This is a genomic window from Pseudomonas sp. JAI120 (assembly GCF_014207255.1).
Taxonomy (GTDB): Bacteria; Pseudomonadota; Gammaproteobacteria; order Pseudomonadales; family Pseudomonadaceae; genus Aquipseudomonas.
In genome coordinates this window covers 1,772,946-1,791,601 of sequence record NZ_JACHCZ010000001.1, presented here as the reverse complement: position 1 = coordinate 1,791,601, position 18,656 = coordinate 1,772,946, and the positions used below count along the sequence as shown (strand labels likewise).

6 protein-coding genes are annotated in these 18,656 nt (G+C 64.2%); 4 read left to right on the top strand and 2 right to left on the bottom strand.

Features of this window, described 5'->3' with window-relative positions:
• Positions 1–18 precede the first annotated feature (18 nt).
• Positions 19–1,797 carry an acyclic terpene utilization AtuA family protein gene (locus tag HDC32_RS08420; RefSeq protein WP_184743522.1) on the bottom strand — a complete coding sequence of 593 codons (1,779 nt, stop codon included), beginning with the start codon at positions 1,795–1,797 and terminating at the stop codon, positions 19–21.
• A gap of 153 nt (positions 1,798–1,950) precedes the next feature.
• Here HDC32_RS08420 and HDC32_RS08415 point away from each other — a divergent pair, with 153 nt between their 5' ends.
• Together HDC32_RS08415 and HDC32_RS08410 are read left to right on the top strand one after the other, a co-directional pair.
• On the top strand, positions 1,951–2,574 hold the full coding sequence (locus tag HDC32_RS08415; RefSeq protein ID WP_184743519.1) for a TetR/AcrR family transcriptional regulator: 624 nt from the start codon (positions 1,951–1,953) through the stop codon (positions 2,572–2,574).
• A gap of 93 nt (positions 2,575–2,667) precedes the next feature.
• Positions 2,668–3,456: an ABC transporter substrate-binding protein gene (locus HDC32_RS08410; RefSeq protein ID WP_131698542.1), complete on the top strand. Its 789-nt coding sequence runs from the start codon at positions 2,668–2,670 to the stop codon at positions 3,454–3,456.
• A gap of 2 nt (positions 3,457–3,458) precedes the next feature.
• On the opposite strand, the gene HDC32_RS08405 is transcribed toward HDC32_RS08410, so the two are convergent.
• Positions 3,459–4,010, bottom strand: a complete 552-nt coding sequence (locus HDC32_RS08405; RefSeq protein WP_027603895.1) for an RNA polymerase factor sigma-70 — start codon at positions 4,008–4,010, stop codon at positions 3,459–3,461.
• A gap of 302 nt (positions 4,011–4,312) precedes the next feature.
• Between HDC32_RS08405 and HDC32_RS08400 the strand changes: the two genes are divergently transcribed.
• Both HDC32_RS08400 and HDC32_RS08395 read left to right on the top strand, forming a co-directional pair.
• A complete protein-coding gene (locus HDC32_RS08400; protein WP_131698541.1) occupies positions 4,313–5,065 on the top strand; it encodes a thioesterase II family protein in 753 nt (250 codons plus the stop codon).
• Between the two features lie 51 nt (positions 5,066–5,116).
• On the top strand, positions 5,117–18,013 hold the full coding sequence (locus HDC32_RS08395; RefSeq protein ID WP_184743516.1) for a non-ribosomal peptide synthetase: 12,897 nt from the start codon (positions 5,117–5,119) through the stop codon (positions 18,011–18,013).
• Positions 18,014–18,656 lie beyond the last annotated feature (643 nt).

The window sequence follows — 18,656 nt, the reverse complement described above, 5'->3', positions numbered from 1 at the left end:
GGCCACGGCAACGCTCCTTTACGTGAGTTGATCGGCGATGTGTTGCGGCACGGCGATGGGGATTTCCAACAGCTGCTGGGCGAAGCCCTTGCCCTGGGGGTCGATGCGCAGGCTGGCGATGCCGCCGCCGCCCAAGGCGTTTTCCAGCAGGAAATTGAGGCTGTGGCTGCCGGGCAAATACCAGCGTTCGACGCGGCCGTGCACGGGGTCGAGCACGTGGCCCATCCAGTCGACGAGCACCTCCGGCGTCAGCGCTTCGGCAATCCACGGCAGGTACTCGGGGGCTCGGGCAATGACCCCGATATTGCTGTGGTTGCCCTTGTCGCCGGAGCGCGCCACGGCGAGTTTCACCAGCGCCACGCTGGCGTCGGCGCGGCCCAGGGGGTTGGGCGGATCCATCGCGGCGGCAGGCATGAGGGGGGCGTCGGCGACGGGCAGCGTGCAGACGTGGCGTTGGCCCTGGAAGTCGACTACCACCTCGCAGGCGGCCTTATCGATCAGGAACGAGAACAAGCGGATCAGCGGGTAGACCGTCGGCCGCCCACCGACAATCCCGGTCAGCCCCGGCGCCATTCCGGTGGCGGCCTGGGCGATCTCGCGTGCGAACAGCACCAGCGCTTGCTTGCTCGGGTGTCGCACCGCCAGCTTGACCACCACCTCGCGGCAGTCGTGGCGCTGGGCGTGAGCGCCATACGTCGCTTCGCTGCCGAGCAGTTCGATATTCACTTCGGTGTAGGGCGCCCAGCCGCGCTGGCTGAACAGCTCCGAGGTCTTGTTGATGATCGCCTGGCTGACGCGCTCGGCCTTGGCCACCGCATCGATCCCGGCGATCAGGCAACTGGCGGTGCAGCGAAAGCCCTCCGGGTAGGTGGCGCTGACCTTGTATTGCGCGGTCGGCGGCAGGCCCTTGGCGCCGTGGAGGCGTACGCAATGTTTGCCTTGTTGCTGCAACTTCACCTGGCTGAAATCGCAAATCACATCGGGCAGTAAATAAACGCGTGGGTCGCCGATTTCATACAGCAGCTGTTCGGCCACGCTCAGTTCGCTGATCAGTCCGCCGCTGCCCTCGACCTTGTTGACGGTGAATTGACCGTCGGCGCTGACTTCGACGATGGGAAAGCCGATGTGCTCGTAGTCCGGCACGTCGCGCCAATCGGTGAAGTTGCCACCGGTGCATTGGGCGCCGCATTCGATGATATGCCCGGCCAAGGCTGCCTGGGCGAGGCGGTCGTAGTCCTGCCACGACCATCCGAATTCATGCACCAGTGCCGCGCTGACCACTGCGCTGTCGACCACGCGGCCGGTGATGACGATGTCCGCGCCCAATTGCAGCGCCTGGGCGATGCCCGGTGCACCGAGGTAGGCATTGGCGGAGACGCACAGGGGCGGCAGCGGCGCGCCGTTGAACATGTCGGTGATGCCGTGCAGGTGCTTGAGCTGGGGTTGCAGGTCGTCGCCCAGCAGCACGGCGATTTTCAGCGGGATCTGGGCTTTATCGCAGGCGGTTTGCAGGGCGGCGGCGCAGGCCTGGGGGTGGATGCCGCCGGCATTGCTGATCACGCGGATGCCCTGGCGCTGGATCTCGGCCAGCAGCGGCGTGAGCACCTCGACGAAATCCGTGGCGTATCCGGCTTGAGGATCTTTCATTCGCGCACCGGCGAGAATCGACATCGTGACTTCCGCCAGGTAGTCGAACACCAGGTAATCCAGCTTGCCGCCGTGCACCAACTGCGCGGCAGCGGTGCAGGTGTCACCCCAGAACGCGCTGGCGCAGCCGATACGAACCGTCTTGCTCATGAGAAATCCTTCCTCGAATGGCTGGCAACGAGACTACCAAGCAAGCGCTTGGTTTGTAAACTCTGGTCACAAGTTTTAGCCAAGCGCTTGCTTGGGTGACTGGCACGGCCTAAATTGCCGGCCAAGACGTCAGTAGAAGTAGAGGAGAGCAGCATGGATGAGCACAAAGCCCTGCGGGTGATGCGCACCATGGTCGACGGCGGCCAATTGACCGACCCCGACAGTGCCCGTGGCAAGTTGCTGCAAACCGCGGCTCACCTGTTTCGCAACAAGGGCTTTGAGCGCACCACCGTGCGCGACCTGGCCGGCGCCGTGGGCATCCAGTCCGGCAGCATCTTTCATCACTTCAAGAGCAAGGACGAGATCCTGCGTGCGGTGATGGAGGAAACCATCCACTACAACACGGCCTTGATGCGCGCCTCGCTCGAGGAGGCGACCAACGTGCGCGAACGCGTGCTGGCGCTGATTCGCTGCGAGTTGCAATCGATCATGGGCGGCAGCGGCGAGGCTATGGCGGTGCTGGTGTATGAGTGGCGCTCGTTGTCGGCCGACGCCCAGGCCCAGGTACTGGCGCTGCGCGATGTGTACGAAGACATTTGGCTGCAGGTGTTGGGCGAAGCCAAGGCGGCGGGCTACATCAAGGGTGATGTGTTTATTGCGCGACGCTTCCTCACCGGGGCCTTGTCCTGGACCACTACCTGGTTTCGTGCCGAGGGCAACCTGACCCTGGAGCAATTGGCCGAAGAAGCCTTGTTGATGGTTTTGAAGGCCGATTGAGGCGCAAGCTCTTAATTTGTCGATGGAAAGTTGTCTAGCCGAACAAAAACGCCTAGCTTATCGACATCGATGTATTGAACGGTGTGTGCCTTGATGTTTTCGCCATGGCGGTTGGCTGCAGGACTTACTTTATGGGCTCTCGGCACCGCAGCGTGGTTGCCGGCTTCGGCTGCGCAACTGGTGCGCATCGGCGCGGCGCATTTTCCACCCTACACCGTGCGTCCGGAGCAGGGCGCCGATACCGGTTTGTTGCCGCAACTGGTGGAGGTCCTGAACGCCTCGCAGACCGACTACCAGTTTGTGCTGGTGCCCACCTCCATCCCCAGGCGCTTCCGCGATTTCGAGCAGGGCCGGATTGACATGGCTATTTTCGAAAATCCCGACTGGGGCTGGCAGAAGATTCCCCACACCAGCGTCGATATGGGCCTTGAAGATGCGGAAATCTTCGTTGCCCAGCATGATCCAGGCCGTGACCAAAGCTATTTCGCCGACCTGACCGGCAAGCGCCTGGCGGTATTCAGCGGTTATCACTACGCCTTTGCCAACTTTAACCCCGACCCCAAGTACTTGGCTGAGCACTTCAACGCCACGTTGACCTACTCCCATGACAGCAACCTGCTGATGGTTGCGCGCGGGCGTGCGGACATCGCCTTGGTAACCCGTTCGTACTTGAGTGACTTCATGGTGCGCAATGCGGATATGGCCGGGCAGTTCCTGGTCTCGGAGCGCATCGACCAGGTCTATCACCACTACGCGTTGCTGCGGCCCAAGGCGCCGATCACGGGCGAGGCGTTTTCGGCGTTGCTCAAGCGACTGCGCGACAAGGGCGAGATGCTGAAGATTTTCGAGCCGTATCGCATCGATGTGATGGCGGTGCCCTGAGGTCAAACCCGCCGCGCAAATGTATCGCTGTGGTTGCCCGACACCTTGCGGCAGTGCACCAGCGCATCGCGAATCATGAAGTTCACCAACGTCGGTGAAACCCCCAGTTCTTTGGCAATGTCCTTTTGCGGCACACCGTGCAGGCGGTACATCTCGAACGCGTAGCGGGTGCGCTGGGGCAACTCCGTCAGGGCGTCGGCGATGTTTTCCAGGGTGTTGAAATTGATGTGGGAGGTTTCCGGTGAAGCGCCGTGAATGACCACATTCAAGCCTTCCTCTTCCGTCCCGGAATATTTGAGTTCCAGGGCCTGCTTGCGATAGTGATCGATCGCCAGGTTGCGCACGATCTGGAACAGATAACTCAGTTGGGCCTTGAACGATGACGTGATCGTCGGCGCCGATTGCAGGCGGAAGTAGGCGTCCTGCACTACATCTTCAGCACGGGAGCGGCACCCGGTAATACGTGCCGCAATCTTCACCAGAATCAGTCGATTGTCGACAAATGCCTGGAGAAGCGGTGAGTCGCACCTGCCTGTGGATACTTGTTCCGTCATGGAAATCACCTTGTCGCAAAAGAGGTTAGGGGAGGGCGTCCTTGCTGAGGCCTCCTACACATCGGGCAACAAATTATGCTTAATGATAATGATTGTCAAATGAGAAGACGAACTAATCTTATGCTTTCTTGTTTGGTGTGAACCACGTCTCGCACGTACCCGGCGACTAATTATTTGCCGGTGCCGTCCGTTCTTCTGGGTGACAGGTCCGTTAGCCAAGCGGCCAGGGATCAGCACCCGCAGGAGGACGAAATGGGTTTTTATCGTGCACACAGCGTGTTTCAGTTTGGAGTCGTCGCGGGATGACTACACCGACTCGACTGCGCCTGTTCTGCCTGCCCTATTCGGGCGCCAGCGCCATGGTTTACGCACGTTGGCGCCGCACGTTGCCGGAGTGGTTGCAGGTGTGCCCGCTGGAATTGCCCGGCCGTGGCATGCGCATGGACGAGCCCCTGCAGCGCGATATCAAGGCCTTGGCGGCGCAGCTCGCGGAGGAAATCAGCGGCGACTTGAGCGGCCCTTATGCGTTGTTCGGCCATAGTCTCGGCGGCCTGCTGGCCTTTGAATTGGCCCACGCGTTAAACGCACGAAATGTCCCTGCGCCGCTGGCGCTGTTCGCCTCCGGCACGGCCGGTCCGGCTCGGCGTGATGTCAGCGAATACGCCATCGAGAAGACCGACGCGCAACTGATCGTCCGCCTGCGCGAACTGCAAGGCACCGCCGAAGAAGCCCTGGCCAACCCCGAGTTGATGCAGTTGATGCTGCCGATCCTGCGCGCCGACTTCCTGCTGTGCGGCAGCTTCACCTACGGCGAGCGCGAGCCGCTGGGCATGCCGATCCATGTGTTTGGCGGCACGCAGGACAGCGTGCGCGCCGACCAGTTGCTCGACTGGCAACTCGATGCCGCCAGTGGCTTTTCCCTGGACATGTTCGACGGCCACCACTTCTTCCTTATCCAACACGAAAGCGCCGTACTGCGCTGCGTGCGGCGCTACGCCGACGAACACCTGGCCCGCTGGCGCAATGGCGCGGCGCGGCAACTGGCCGCCGGCTGATCGCTCTCCCATTCCCGAATTTCCCGTAAGCCGATTTCAGGCAGGAACCCCATGATGGACGCCTTCGAACTTCCCCGCACCCTGGTCGAGTCCCTTCAACGTCGCGCCGCGCAGACCCCGGACCAGGTCGCCTTGCGCTTCCTCGCCGAGTCGGCCGAGCACAACGTGGTGCTCAGTTACCGTGACCTGGACCAACGCGCCCGCACCATCGCCGCCGCCTTGCAGGCCAACGCCGAGTTGGGCGACCGCGCGGTGCTGTTGTTCCCCAGTGGCCCGGACTACGTCGCGGCGTTCTTTGGCTGCCTGTACGCCGGGGTGATCGCGGTGCCGGCCTACCCGCCGGAGTCCACCCGCCGTCATCACCAGGAGCGCTTGCTGTCGATTATCGGTGACGCCGAACCACGCCTGCTGCTGACCATTGCCAGCCTGGCCGATGGCCTCGCGCAGGTCGAGAACGCGCCGCCGGTGCTGAGTGTCGACACCCTCGAAGCACAGATCGCCGGCGCCTGGAGCGCCCCCGACCTGCACCCCGATGACATCGCCTTCCTGCAATACACCTCTGGCTCCACCGCTTTGCCCAAGGGCGTGCAAGTCAGCCACGGCAACCTGGTGGCCAACGAAGTGCTGATACGGCGCGGCTTTGGCATCGACCTGAACCCTGACGATGTGATCGTCAGCTGGTTGCCGCTGTACCACGACATGGGCCTGATCGGCGGCCTGCTGCAACCGATCTTCAGCGGCGTGCCGTGTGTGTTGATGTCGCCGGCCTACTTCCTCGGCCGGCCGTTGCGCTGGCTCGAAGCGATCAGCGAATACCGTGGCACCATCAGCGGCGGGCCGGATTTCGCCTACCGCCTGTGCAGCGAGCGGGTCAGCGAGACGGCCCTGGAACGCCTGGACTTGAGCCGCTGGCGCGTGGCCTATTCCGGCTCCGAACCGATCCGCCTCGACACCCTGGAGCGCTTCGCCGACAAGTTCGCCGCCTGCGGGTTTACCCCGAATAATTTCTTCGCCTCCTACGGCCTGGCCGAAGCCACTCTGTTTGTCGCCGGCGGCCGGCGTGGCCATGGCATCCCCGCGCTACGTGTCGACGAGCAGGCCCTGGCCGCCAACCGCGCCGAGCCGGGGCAGGGCAGTGCGATCATGAGTTGCGGCACCCGCCAGCCGGAACACGCGGTACTGATCGCCGACCCGCACACACTGGCCGAGCTGGCCGACAACCATGTTGGCGAACTCTGGGCCAGCGGCCCGAGCATCGCCCACGGCTACTGGCGCAACCCGGAGGCCAGCGCCAAGACCTTCGTGCAGCATGCCGGCCGCACCTGGCTGCGCACCGGTGACCTGGGCTTTATCCGCGAGGGCGAGGTGTACATCACCGGCCGCCTGAAAGACCTGCTGATCGTGCGCGGGCACAACCTGTACCCCCAGGACATCGAACAGACCATCGAGCGCGAAGTGGAAGTGGTGCGCAAGGGCCGGGTCGCCGCGTTTGCGGTGAATGACCAGGGCCTGGAAGGCATCGGCATCGCCGCGGAAATCAGCCGCAGCGTGCAGAAAATCCTGCCGCCTGAAGCGCTGATCAAAGCTATCCGCCAAGCCGTGGCCGAGGCCTATCAAGAGGCGCCGTGCGTGGTGGTGTTGCTCAACCCCGGCGGCTTGCCCAAGACCTCCAGCGGCAAGGTGCAGCGTGCGGCGTGCGCGCTTCGGCAGGCCGACGGCAGCCTCGACTGCTACGCGCAGTTCCCCGATCTGCACGCGCAGGCAAGCGCTGTTGCGCTGGAATCCGAACTGCAAAGCCAGATCGGGGCGATCTGGTGCGAGCAGTTGCAGGTCGCCACGGTGGCGGCCGACGATCACTTCTTCCTGCTCGGCGGCAACTCCATCACCGCCACCCAAGTGGTCGCGCGCCTGCGCGAAACCCTCGGCCTGGAGCTGAACCTGCGCCTGCTGTTCGAGGCGCCGACGCTGTCTGCATTTGCTGCCAACGTGGCGCAACTGCAACAGGACGGCGGCATCGCCCAAGGTGCTATTCATGCCTTGTCACGCCAGGAAGAGCTGCCGCAATCCCTGGCCCAGAACCGCCTTTGGATCACCTGGCAACTGGACCCACAAAGCAGCGCCTACAACATCCCCGGCGCCCTGCGTCTGCGTGGCGAGCTGGATGAAGACGCGTTGCGCTCAAGCTTCCAGTACCTGATCCAGCGCCACGAAGCCCTGCGCACGCGCTTCTATGAACGTGATGGCCAGGCCTTCCAGCGTGTGTATGCCCACAGCGATTTCGACCTGCAAATCATCGACCTCAGTGATTTGCCCGCCGCCGAGCGTGAAGCCCGCGCGCAACAGATCCGCGAGGACGAAGCCCGCACCCAGTTCGACCTGGAAAAAGGCCCGCTGCTGTGGGTGACCCTGGTGCGCCTGGACGATGAGGATCACCAGTTGCTGGTGACCCTGCACCACATCATCGCGGACGGCTGGTCGTTGAATATCCTCATCGACGAGTTCTCGCGTCTGTACGCCGCCGCACGCCAGGGCCAGGCCCTGACGTTGCCGTCACTGGCCTTGCAGTACGCCGACTACGGCAGCTGGCAGCGCCAATGGCTGGCCGACGGTGAAGGCCAGCGCCAACTGGCGTACTGGAAAGCCCAACTGGGGGACGAGCACCCGACCCTGAGCCTGGCCACCGACCACCCGCGTGCGGCCCAGCAACGCCACAGTGCGTCGCGCCATAGTGCGCGCCTGAGTGTCAGCCTCAGCGAAGCGATTCGCCAGACCGCCCAGGCCAACCAGTCCACGCCGTTCATGCTGTTGCTGGCGGCGTTCCAGACCTTGCTCTACCGCTACAGCGGCCAGCGCGATATCCGCATCGGCGTGCCCAATGCCAACCGCCCGCGCCAGGAAACCCAGGGCCTGATCGGCTTCTTTATCAACACCCTGGTGCTGCGTGCCGAGCTGGACGGACGCTTGCCTTTCACTGAGCTGCTGGCCGCCACCCGCGAGACTGCACTGGGCGCACAGGCCCATCAGGACCTGCCGTTCGAGCAACTGCTGGAAGCCTTCCCGCAAGCCCGCGAACAGGGCCTGTTCCAGGTCATGTTCAACCACCAGCAACGTGACCTCAGCGCCTTGCGCCGCCTGCCGGGCATGCTCGCCGATGAGCTGCCATGGCACAGCCGCGAAGCCAAGTTCGACCTGCAACTGCACAGCGAAGAAGACCGCAACGGGCGCCTGAGCCTGTCTTTCGACTACGCCGATGAACTGTTCGACAGCGCGACCATCCAGCGCCTGGCCGAGCATTTCATTCACCTGCTGCAGGCCGTGTGCGAACAACCGCAACAGGCCATCGGCGACCTCCAGCTGATGCAGCAGGACGAACAGCCAGCGTGGAGCCAGGCGCCGTGCGCACCGGCTCAACACTGGCTGCCCGAACTGCTCAACCAACACACCTCGGACGCCACCGCGCTGGTCTGGCAGGACGGCAGCCTGACCTTCGCCCAACTGCACACCCAGGCCAACCGCCTGGCCCATTACCTGCGTGACAAAGGTGTCGGCCCGGACGTGTGCGTGGCCATCGCCGCCGAGCGTTCGCCGCAGTTGCTGGTCGGCCTGCTGGCGATCATCAAGGCCGGTGGAGCCTATGTGCCGCTGGACCCGGATTACCCTGCCGAGCGCCTGGCCTACATGCTCAAGGACAGCGGCGTGCACCTGCTGCTGACCCAGACCGCGTTGCTGGACCGCGTGCCGAGTGCCGAAGGCGTGTGCGTGATTGCCATGGACACCCTGCACCTCGACGGTTGGCCGACCCAGCCACCGGGCCTGCACCTGCACGGCGACAACCTCGCCTATGTGATCTACACCTCCGGCTCCACCGGCCAGCCCAAGGGCGTGGGCAATACCCACGCGGCGCTGGCCGAGCGCTTGCAGTGGATGCAGGCTACCTATCAACTGAATGACAGCGACGTGCTGATGCAAAAGGCGCCGATCAGTTTCGACGTGTCGGTGTGGGAGTGCTTCTGGCCGCTGATCACCGGCTGCCGCCTGGTGCTGGCCGGCCCTGGCGAACATCGCGATCCGCACCGCATCGCGCAGTTGGTGCAGGCGTACGGCGTGACCACGCTGCACTTTGTGCCGCCGCTGTTGCAGCTGTTTATCGACGAACCGCTGGTGGCCGAGTGCACCAGCCTGCGTCGCCTGTTCTCCGGTGGCGAAGCCTTGCCCGCCGAGTTGCGCAATCGCGTATTGGCGCAGTTGCCGGCGGTGCAATTGCACAACCGCTATGGCCCGACCGAGACCGCGATCAACGTCACCCACTGGCAGTGCCGCGCCGAGGATGGCGAGCGCTCGCCGATTGGCCGGCCGCTGGGCAATGTGATCTGCCGCGTGCTGGACGAGCAGCTCAACCCGTTGCCGGCCGGTGTGCCGGGTGAACTGTGCATTGGTGGCATCGGCCTGGCGCGCGGTTACCTTGGGCGTGCCGGCTTGACCGCCGAGCGCTTTGTTGCCGACCCGCTGGGCGAGGCCGGCGCGCGCCTGTATCGCACCGGTGACCGCGCACGCTGGAGCGCGGGTGGCGTGCTTGAATACCTCGGCCGTCTCGACCAGCAGGTCAAGCTGCGTGGCTTCCGGGTGGAACCGGAAGAAATCGAAGCGCGCCTGCTGGCCCTGAACGGCATCGCCCAGGCCGTGGTGCTGGTGCGTGACGCGCAGTTGATCGGTTACTACACCGCCCATACCGCGCTGGACGAACAGGACGTAAAAGCCGCCCTGGCCGCCGAGTTGCCGGAGTACATGGTGCCCGCGCAACTGATGCGCCTGGACGCGATGCCGCTGAGCCCCAGCGGCAAGCTCGACCGTCGCGCGTTGCCGGCGCCGGTGTGGCAAACCCGCGAACACGTCGAGCCCGAAACACCCTTGCAGCAGCAGGTTGCAGCGATCTGGCGTGAAGTGCTGGGCGTGCCCCGTATCGGCCTGCGCGATGACTTTTTCGCCCTCGGCGGCCACTCGTTGCTGGCCACGCAAATCATCTCCCGCACCCGCCAGGCCTGCGACGTCGAACTGCCGTTGCGCACCTTGTTCGAAGCCAGCGAGCTGGGCGCTTTTGCCGAGCAAGTCGGCCTGATCCAGGCCAGCGGCCAACGCAACCAGCAAACCGCAATCGCCACCGTCGACCGCAGCGTGCCGGTGCCGTTGTCGTATTCCCAGCAGCGCATGTGGTTCCTGTGGCAGATGGAACCGGACAGTCCGGCCTACAACGTCGGCGGCATGGCGCGCCTGCGCGGTGTGCTGGATGTGGCGCGTTTCGAAGCGGCGTTGCAGGCATTGATCCTGCGCCACGAAACCCTGCGCACTACATTCCCGAGTGTCGACGGCGTGGCCTATCAAAAGGTTTCGGCGCAGACCGGCCTGCGCATGGATTGGCAGGATATTTCTGCACTGGACGAAAGCGCACGTGAGCAGCGTCTGCAGCAACTGGCCGATGTTGAAGCCCACACGCCGTTCAACCTGGAAACCGGGCCGCTGCTGCGCGCCTGCCTGGTCAAGGCCGGCGAGCAGGAGCACTACCTGGTGCTGACCCTGCACCATATCGTCACCGAAGGCTGGGCCATGGACATCTTTGCCCGTGAACTCAGCGCGCTGTACGAAGCGTTTATCGATGAGCGCCTGTCACCGCTGGCGCCGTTGCCGGTGCAGTACCTGGACTACAGCGTGTGGCAACGCCAATGGTTGGAGTCTGGCGAGCGCCAACGCCAGCTGGATTACTGGACCGCGCAACTGGGCAACGAACACCCGTTGCTCGAATTGCCCGGCGACCGTCCGCGGCCACCGGTGCAAAGTCACCGGGGCGAGCTGTACCGCTTCGACCTCAGCGCCGATCTCGCCGCTCGTGTGCGTGCCTTCAACGCCGAACGTGGCCTGACCCTGTTCATGACCATGACGGCCACCCTGGCGGTGTTGCTCTACCGCTACAGCGGCCAGACCGACCTGCGCATCGGCGCGCCGGTGGCCAACCGCATTCGCCCGGAAAGCGAAGGGCTGATCGGGGCGTTCCTCAACACCCAGGTACTGCGTTGCCAGCTCACTGGGCAGATGAATGTTGCCGAGCTGTTCGAGCAGGTCCGCCACACCGTGATCGAAGGCCAGTCCCATCAGGACCTGCCGTTCGACCATCTGGTGGAAGCCCTGCAACCGCCACGCAGCGCGGCGTACAACCCGCTGTTCCAGGTGATGTGCAACGTGCAGCGCTGGGAATTCCAGCAGAGCCGCCAACTGGCCGGCATGACCGTCGACTACCTGGCCAACGATGCCCGCGCGACCAAGTTCGACCTCAACCTGGAAGTCACCGACCTCGATCATCGCCTGGGTTGCTGCCTGACCTACAGCACCGATTTGTTCGATGAGCCACGCATTGCGCGCATGGCCGAGCATTGGCGCAACTTGCTCGAAGCGTTGATCGCCAATCCGCAACAACGCCTCAGCGAACTGCCATTGCTGAGCGCCACCGAGCAACGTGCGTTGCAGGACAGTCTGGGCGTGGAAGCCGGCGAGCATCGCCTCGACCAGTGCATCCATCAACTGTTCAGCCAGCAGGCGCTCAAGCGTGCGCAGGCCCCGGCGCTGACCTTTGCCGGTGTCACCCTCACTTATGCCGAACTGGACGCCCGCGCCAATCGCCTGGCGTGGATGCTGCGCGAGCGCGGCGTCGGCCCGCAGGTGCGTGTCGGCCTGGCGCTGCCGCGCTCGCTGGAAATGGTCATCGGCCTGCTGGCGATCCTCAAGGCCGGTGGCGCCTATGTGCCGCTGGACCCGGAATACCCGCTGGACCGTCTGCACTACATGATCGAAGACAGTGGCATCGGCCTGTTGCTCAGCGATGCGGCGATGTTCGAAGCCCTCGGCGAATTGCCGGCGACCGTGGCCTGCTGGTGCCTGGAAGATGACTTGCCGGTGCTGGCGAATTACCCGGCCGGCGAGCTGCCGTTTATCAGCGTGCCGCAGCATCAGGCCTACCTGATCTACACCTCCGGCTCCACCGGTAAACCCAAGGGCGTGGTGGTGTCCCACGGTGAAATCGCCATGCATTGCCAGGCCGTGATCGAGCGCTTCGGCATGCGCCCGGACGATTGCGAGCTGCACTTTTATTCGATCAACTTCGACGCCGCCACCGAGCGTTTGCTGGTGCCGCTGCTCAGCGGTGCGCAGGTGGTCCTGCGCGCCCAGGGCCAGTGGGATGCCGAGGAAATCTGCGGGCTGATTCGTACCCATCGCATCAACATCCTCGGTTTTACTCCGAGCTACGGCAGCCAGTTGGCGCAGTGGCTCGCGACCCAGCAGCAGACCTTGCCGGTGCGCATGTGCATCACCGGCGGCGAAGCGCTGACCGGCGAACACGTGCAGCGTATCCGTGCGGCGTTCCAGCCCGAGGTGTTTTTCAACGCCTACGGCCCGACCGAAACCGTGGTCATGCCCCTGGCCAGCCTCGCGCCGCAGCAACTGGAGGAGGGGGCCGCCAGTGTGCCGATCGGCAGCATCATCGGCGACCGCGTGGCCTACATTCTCGACGCCGACCTGGCACTGGTGCCTCAAGGCGCGACCGGCGAGTTGTATGTCGGCGGCGCCGGTCTGGCCCAGGGTTACCACGAACGTCCGGGGATGACGGCCGAGCGGTTTGTCGCCGACCCGTTTGCCGCCGCTGGCGGTCGCCTGTATCGCACCGGCGACCTGGTGCGCCAACGCGCCGATGGCCTGGTGGAGTACCTGGGGCGCATCGACCATCAGGTGAAGATTCGCGGTTTCCGGATCGAGCTGGGCGAGATCGAAACCCGCCTGCTGGAGCACGCCGCCGTACGTGAAGCGGTGGTGCTGGCGCTGGATTCGCCGAGTGGCAAGCAGCTGGTGGCGTACCTGGTCAGCGACGCCGACCACGCCACCTTGCGTGACGCGCTCAAGGCCCATCTCAAGGCACAACTGCCGGACTACATGGTGCCCGCGCACCTGATCGTGCTCGACAGCATGCCGCTCACCGCCAACGGCAAGCTCGACCGCCGCGCCTTGCCGCAACCCGACCCCGAGGCCAATCGCCAACACTACGTGGCGCCGCGCAACGAGCTGGAAAGCACCTTGGCGTCGATCTGGTGCGCGGTGTTGAACGTGCAGCAAGTCGGCCTCGACGATAACTTCTTTGAACTGGGCGGCGATTCGATCCTGTCGATCCAGGTGGTCAGCCGCGCACGGCAGGCGGGGATTCATTTCAGCCCTCGTGACCTGTTCCAGCACCAGACCGTGCAAACCCTGGCCGCGGTCGCCACGCGCGCCGAGCAGATCATCGCCGAGCAAGGCGTGCTCACCGGCCGCTCGGGCCTCACGCCGATCCAGCACTGGTTCTTCGACACCGATATTCCTGCGCGTCAGCACTGGAACCAGGCGCTGGTGCTCAAACCGCTGCAACTGCTCGACCCTCATCGCCTGGAGCAAGCGCTGCTGGCGGTACTCGAACACCACGACGCCTTGCGCCTGAGCTTCACCCGGCGCGATGCGCAATGGCATGCCGAACACTTGGCCGTGCCCCAGGGCGGCGTGCTGATGCAGGCGCAAGTGCGCGATATGGCGCAGTGCACCGCGCTGTTCACCGACACCCAGCGCAGCCTCGACCTGGAACACGGCCCGCTGTTGCGCGCCTTGCTGGTGGATGGGCCGCAAGGCCAGCAACGCTTGCTGATCGCGATCCATCACTTGGTGGTGGACGGTGTGTCGTGGCGCGTGTTGCTCGAAGACCTGCAAAACGTTTATCGCCAGCTCAGCGACGGCCAGTCCGTCAGCCTGCCGGCCAAGACCAGCGCCCTGCGTGACTGGGCCGCACGCTTGCAGGCGTATGCCGGCAGCGAATCCCTGCGTGAAGAGTTGAGCGTGTGGCAGGACCGGTTAGCCGGCCCTGACGCGGTATTACCCGTGGCCCGCCCGCACGGTTCGCTGCGCAATCGCGATGCCGATACGGTCAGCGTGCGCCTGGATGCCGAACACACCCGCCAGTTGCTGCAACAGGCGCCAAGCGCCTACCGCACCCAGGTCAACGACCTGCTGCTGACTGCCCTGGCACGTGTGCTGTGCCGCTGGAGCGGGCATGATTCGGCGTTGATCCAACTGGAAGGCCATGGCCGCGAAAGTCTGTTCGATGAAGTCGACCTGACCCGCAGCGTCGGCTGGTTTACCAGCGCTTACCCGCTACGCTTGACCCCGCACGTGAGGCAGGGCGACTCGATCAAGGCGATCAAGGAACAGTTGCGTGCTGTGCCCCATAAAGGCTTGGGTTATGGCGTGCTGCGCTACCTGGCAGAAGACGCGTGCAAACAAAGCATGGCCACGCTGCCAAGCGCGCAGATCACCTTCAACTACCTCGGCCAGTTCGACCAGAGCTTCGGCGCCGATGCACTGTTCCATCCGCTGGACGAGTCGGCGGGCCTGGCCCATGACCCGGACGCGCCGCTGCCCAACGAGCTGAGCGTCGACAGCCAGGTGTACGGCGGCGAATTGGTGCTGCGCTGGACCTTCAGCCGCGAACGCCACGACCAGCAGACCATCCAGGATCTGGCGCAGGCCTACCTGGCCGAACTGCAAGCGTTGGTCGCCCATTGCCTGGAGGACAACGCCGGCGGCCTCACGCCGTCCGACTTCCCCCTGGCCCGCCTGACCCAGCCGCAACTGGATGCCTTGCCGGTACCGGCCAGCGCCATCGAAGACGTGTACCCGCTGACCCCGATGCAAGAGGGGCTGCTGCTGCACACCCTGCTGGAGCCGGGCACCGGCCTCTACTACATGCAGGACCGCTACCGCATCAACAGCTCCCTCGACCCCGAGCGTTTCGCCCAGGCCTGGCAAGCGGTGATCGCCCGCCACGAAGCCTTGCGCGCCTCGTTCTGCTGGAACGTCGGCGAAGACATGCTGCAAGTGATTCACAAGCCGGGCAGCACGCCGATCGAGTACCTGGACTGGAGTGCCAATCCGGAAAGCGAACAGGAACCGCGCCTGCAAGCGCTGCTCAAGGCCGAGCGCGAAGCCGGTTTCGATCTGCTCAACCAGGCGCCGTTCCACCTGCGCCTGATCCGCGTCGGCGAAGCGCGCTACTGGTTCATGATGAGCAACCACCACATCCTGATCGATGCCTGGTGCCGTTCGCTGCTGATGAATGACTTCTTCGATATTTACATGGCCCTCGGCGAAGGCCGCGAGGCACAACTGGCTACGCCGCCGCGCTACCGCGACTACATCGCCTGGCTGCAACGCCAGAACCTCGCCGAAGCACGCCAGTGGTGGCAGCAGAATCTGCAAGGGTTCGAGCGCACGACGCCGATCCCGAGCGACCGGCCGTTCCTGCGCGAACATGCCGGCCACAGCGGCGGCATGGTGGTGGGCGACTGCTACACCCGGCTCGACGCCCGTGACGGTGCGCAACTGCGCGAACTGGCCCAGGCCCATCAACTCACCGTCAACACCTTTGCCCAGGCGGCCTGGGCCTTGGTGCTGCGGCGCTTGAGCGGCGACCGTGACGTGCTGTTCGGCGTCACCGTGGCCGGGCGCCCGGTAGAAATGCCCGAGATGCAACGTACCGTCGGCCTGTTTATCAACAGCATCGCGCTGCGGGTGAAGCTGCCCGAGGACGACCAGCGCTGCAGCGTACGCCAGTGGTTGAGTGCGTTGCTCGACAGCAATATGCAACTGCGAGAGTACGAATACCTGCCGCTGGTGACGATCCAGGAACACAGCGAACTGCCCAAGGGCCAGCCGCTGTTCGACAGCCTGTTCGTGTTCGAAAATGCCCCGGTGGAAGTCTCGGTGCTGGACCGCGCCCACAGCCTGAATGCCACCTCGGACTCCGGCCGCACCCACACCAACTTCCCGCTGACTGCCGTGTGCTATCCGGGCGATGACCTCGGCCTGCACCTGTCCTACGACCAGCGTTACTTCGACGAAACCACCGTGCAAGGCATGCTTGGCGAATTCAAGCGCCTGCTGCTGGCGCTGGTGCAGGGCTTCCACGGTGATATGGCCGACCTGCCGCTGATGGGCGAGCAGGAGCGCGCGTTCCTGTTGGACGGCTGCAACCAGAGCGAACACGCCTACCCGCTGGAGCGCAGCTATGTCGAGTTGTTCGAAGCCCAGGTGAGCGCTGATCCGCAGCGTATCGCCGCCAGCTGCCTGGACCAGCAATGGACCTATGACGAGTTGAACCGCCGCAGTAACGGCCTGGGTCATGCGCTGATTGCGGTAGGCGTCGGCCTGGACCAACCGGTGGCGTTGCTGGCCGAGCGTAACCTGGACCTGCTGGGCATGATCATCGGCAGCTTCAAGGCCGGTGCCGGTTACCTGCCGTTGGACCCGGGCCTGCCGAGCCAGCGTCTGAGCCGCATCATCGATATGAGCCGCACGCCGCTGCTGGTATGCACCGAGGCGTGCCGTGAGCAGGCCATCGAGCTGCTGGACGGCGTCGACTGCCAGTTGCTGGTGTGGGACGAAGTGCCTGCCCGTGGGGAAAATCCGGGCATCTACAGCGGCCCGGATAACCTCGCCTACGTGATCTACACCTCGGGCTCCACCGGCCTGCCCAAAGGCGTGATGGTCGAACAGCGCGGCATGCTCAACAACCAATTGAGCAAGGTGCCGTACCTGCAACTGAGCGCGACGGATGTGATCGCCCAGACGGCCTCGCAAAGCTTCGATATTTCCGTGTGGCAATTCCTCGCCGCGCCGCTGTTCGGTGCGCGGGTGGATATTGTGCCGAACAGCATCGCCCACGATCCGCAGGGCTTGCTGGCGCACGTCCAAGCACACGGCATCACTGTGCTGGAAAGCGTGCCGTCGCTGATCCAGGGCATGCTCGCCCAGGATCGCATCAGTCTGGACGGTTTGCGCTGGATGCTGCCGACCGGTGAAGCGATGCCGCCGGAGCTGGCGCACCAGTGGTTGTTGCGTTACCCGGATATCGGCCTGGTCAACGCCTACGGCCCGGCGGAATGTTCGGACGATGTGGCGTTCTTCCGCGTCGATCCGGCGTCCACCCGTGGCACTTACCTGCCGATTGGTACGCCGACGGACAATAACCGTTTGTACGTAGTGGATGGCGCGCTGGAATTGGTGCCCCAAGGGGCGGTCGGTGAGCTGTGCGTGGCCGGCACCGGGGTGGGCCGCGGGTATGTCAGCGATCCGCTGCGCACCGCCCAGGTGTTTGTGCCGAACCCGTTCGGCGCACCGGGTGAGCGCCTGTACCGCACCGGCGACCTGGCACGGCGGCGCAGCGATGGCGTGCTGGAGTACGTCGGACGTATCGACCATCAGGTGAAGATTCGCGGCTACCGCATCGAACTGGGTGAAATCGAAGCGCGCCTGCACGAACAACCGGAGCTTCGCGATGCGGCAGTGGGCGTGCACGAAGGCGCCAACGGCAAGCATCTGGTGGGCTACCTGGTGGCCGCCGACGAAGCCCTGAATACAAGCGAACGCCTGGACCGCATCAAGCAACGCCTGCGCGCCGAACTGCCGGAATACATGGTGCCCCTGCACTGGCTATGGTTCGAGCGCCTGCCGCTCAACGCCAACGGCAAACTCGACCGCAAGGCCCTGCCGGAACTGGAGATTGGTCAGTTGCACGGCCAGGACTACCTGGCGCCGCGCAACGAACTGGAAAGCACCCTGGCCGCGATCTGGGCCGAGGTGCTGAAAGTCGAAAGGGTCGGCGTGCAGGACAACTTCTTCGAACTGGGCGGCCACTCGTTGCTGGCCACGCAGATTGCCTCGCGCGTGCAGAAGACCTTGCAACGGGACGTGCCGCTGCGGGCGATGTTCGAGTGCAGCACGGTGGCGGAATTGGCCGAGTACATCGAGGGGCTGGCGGCTAATGAGATCAGTGCGGAGAAGGTGGATCGGTTGAGTGATTTGATGGCGGAGTTGGAAGGGCTTTAATCTCCGCTGGGTTTGGGTGAGTACATATCCGTTGCTGCGGTCACGGCTACCTATGGTTCCGCCCTTACGGCGGGTCACTTTTGGAAGAGCGCCAAAAGTAACCAAAAACGCTTCGCCCCAACACTCGGCACCTCGCCTAGGCTCGGTGTGCCCTCACTCCGGCTTTGGAGCGTGGGCCGCCGCGATGGGCCATCCTTGGCCCAGCGCGGCTAACCCGGCGTCCTGCCGGGTTACCCACGCTCCAAAGCCTGCGTTCGGCCAGCGTGTTTGACGGGGCGATTTGAGATCAAAAGCCAAAGCGCGGCGGCCTTAGAGCCGTCCGGTTTTTTGTCTGATGTACTGGGTTAAAAATGTGGGAGGGGGCTTGCCCCCGATGAGGGTGGGTCAGTGATACTTGGGTTGACTGACTCACCGCTATCGGGGGCAAGCCCCCTCCCACATTTGGATCTCCATCCAGCAGGTAGACCTCAGCCTGCTTTTGCTCTGCTTTTGCTCTGCTTTTGCTCTGCTTTTGCTCTGCTTTTGTTCTGCTTTTGTTCTGGCTTTTGATCTTGATCCTAGGCGCCCCGTTAACCACGCTGGCCGAGCGCAGGCTTGAATCCGTGGGTAACCCGGCAGGACGGCGGCCCACGGATTCAAGCCT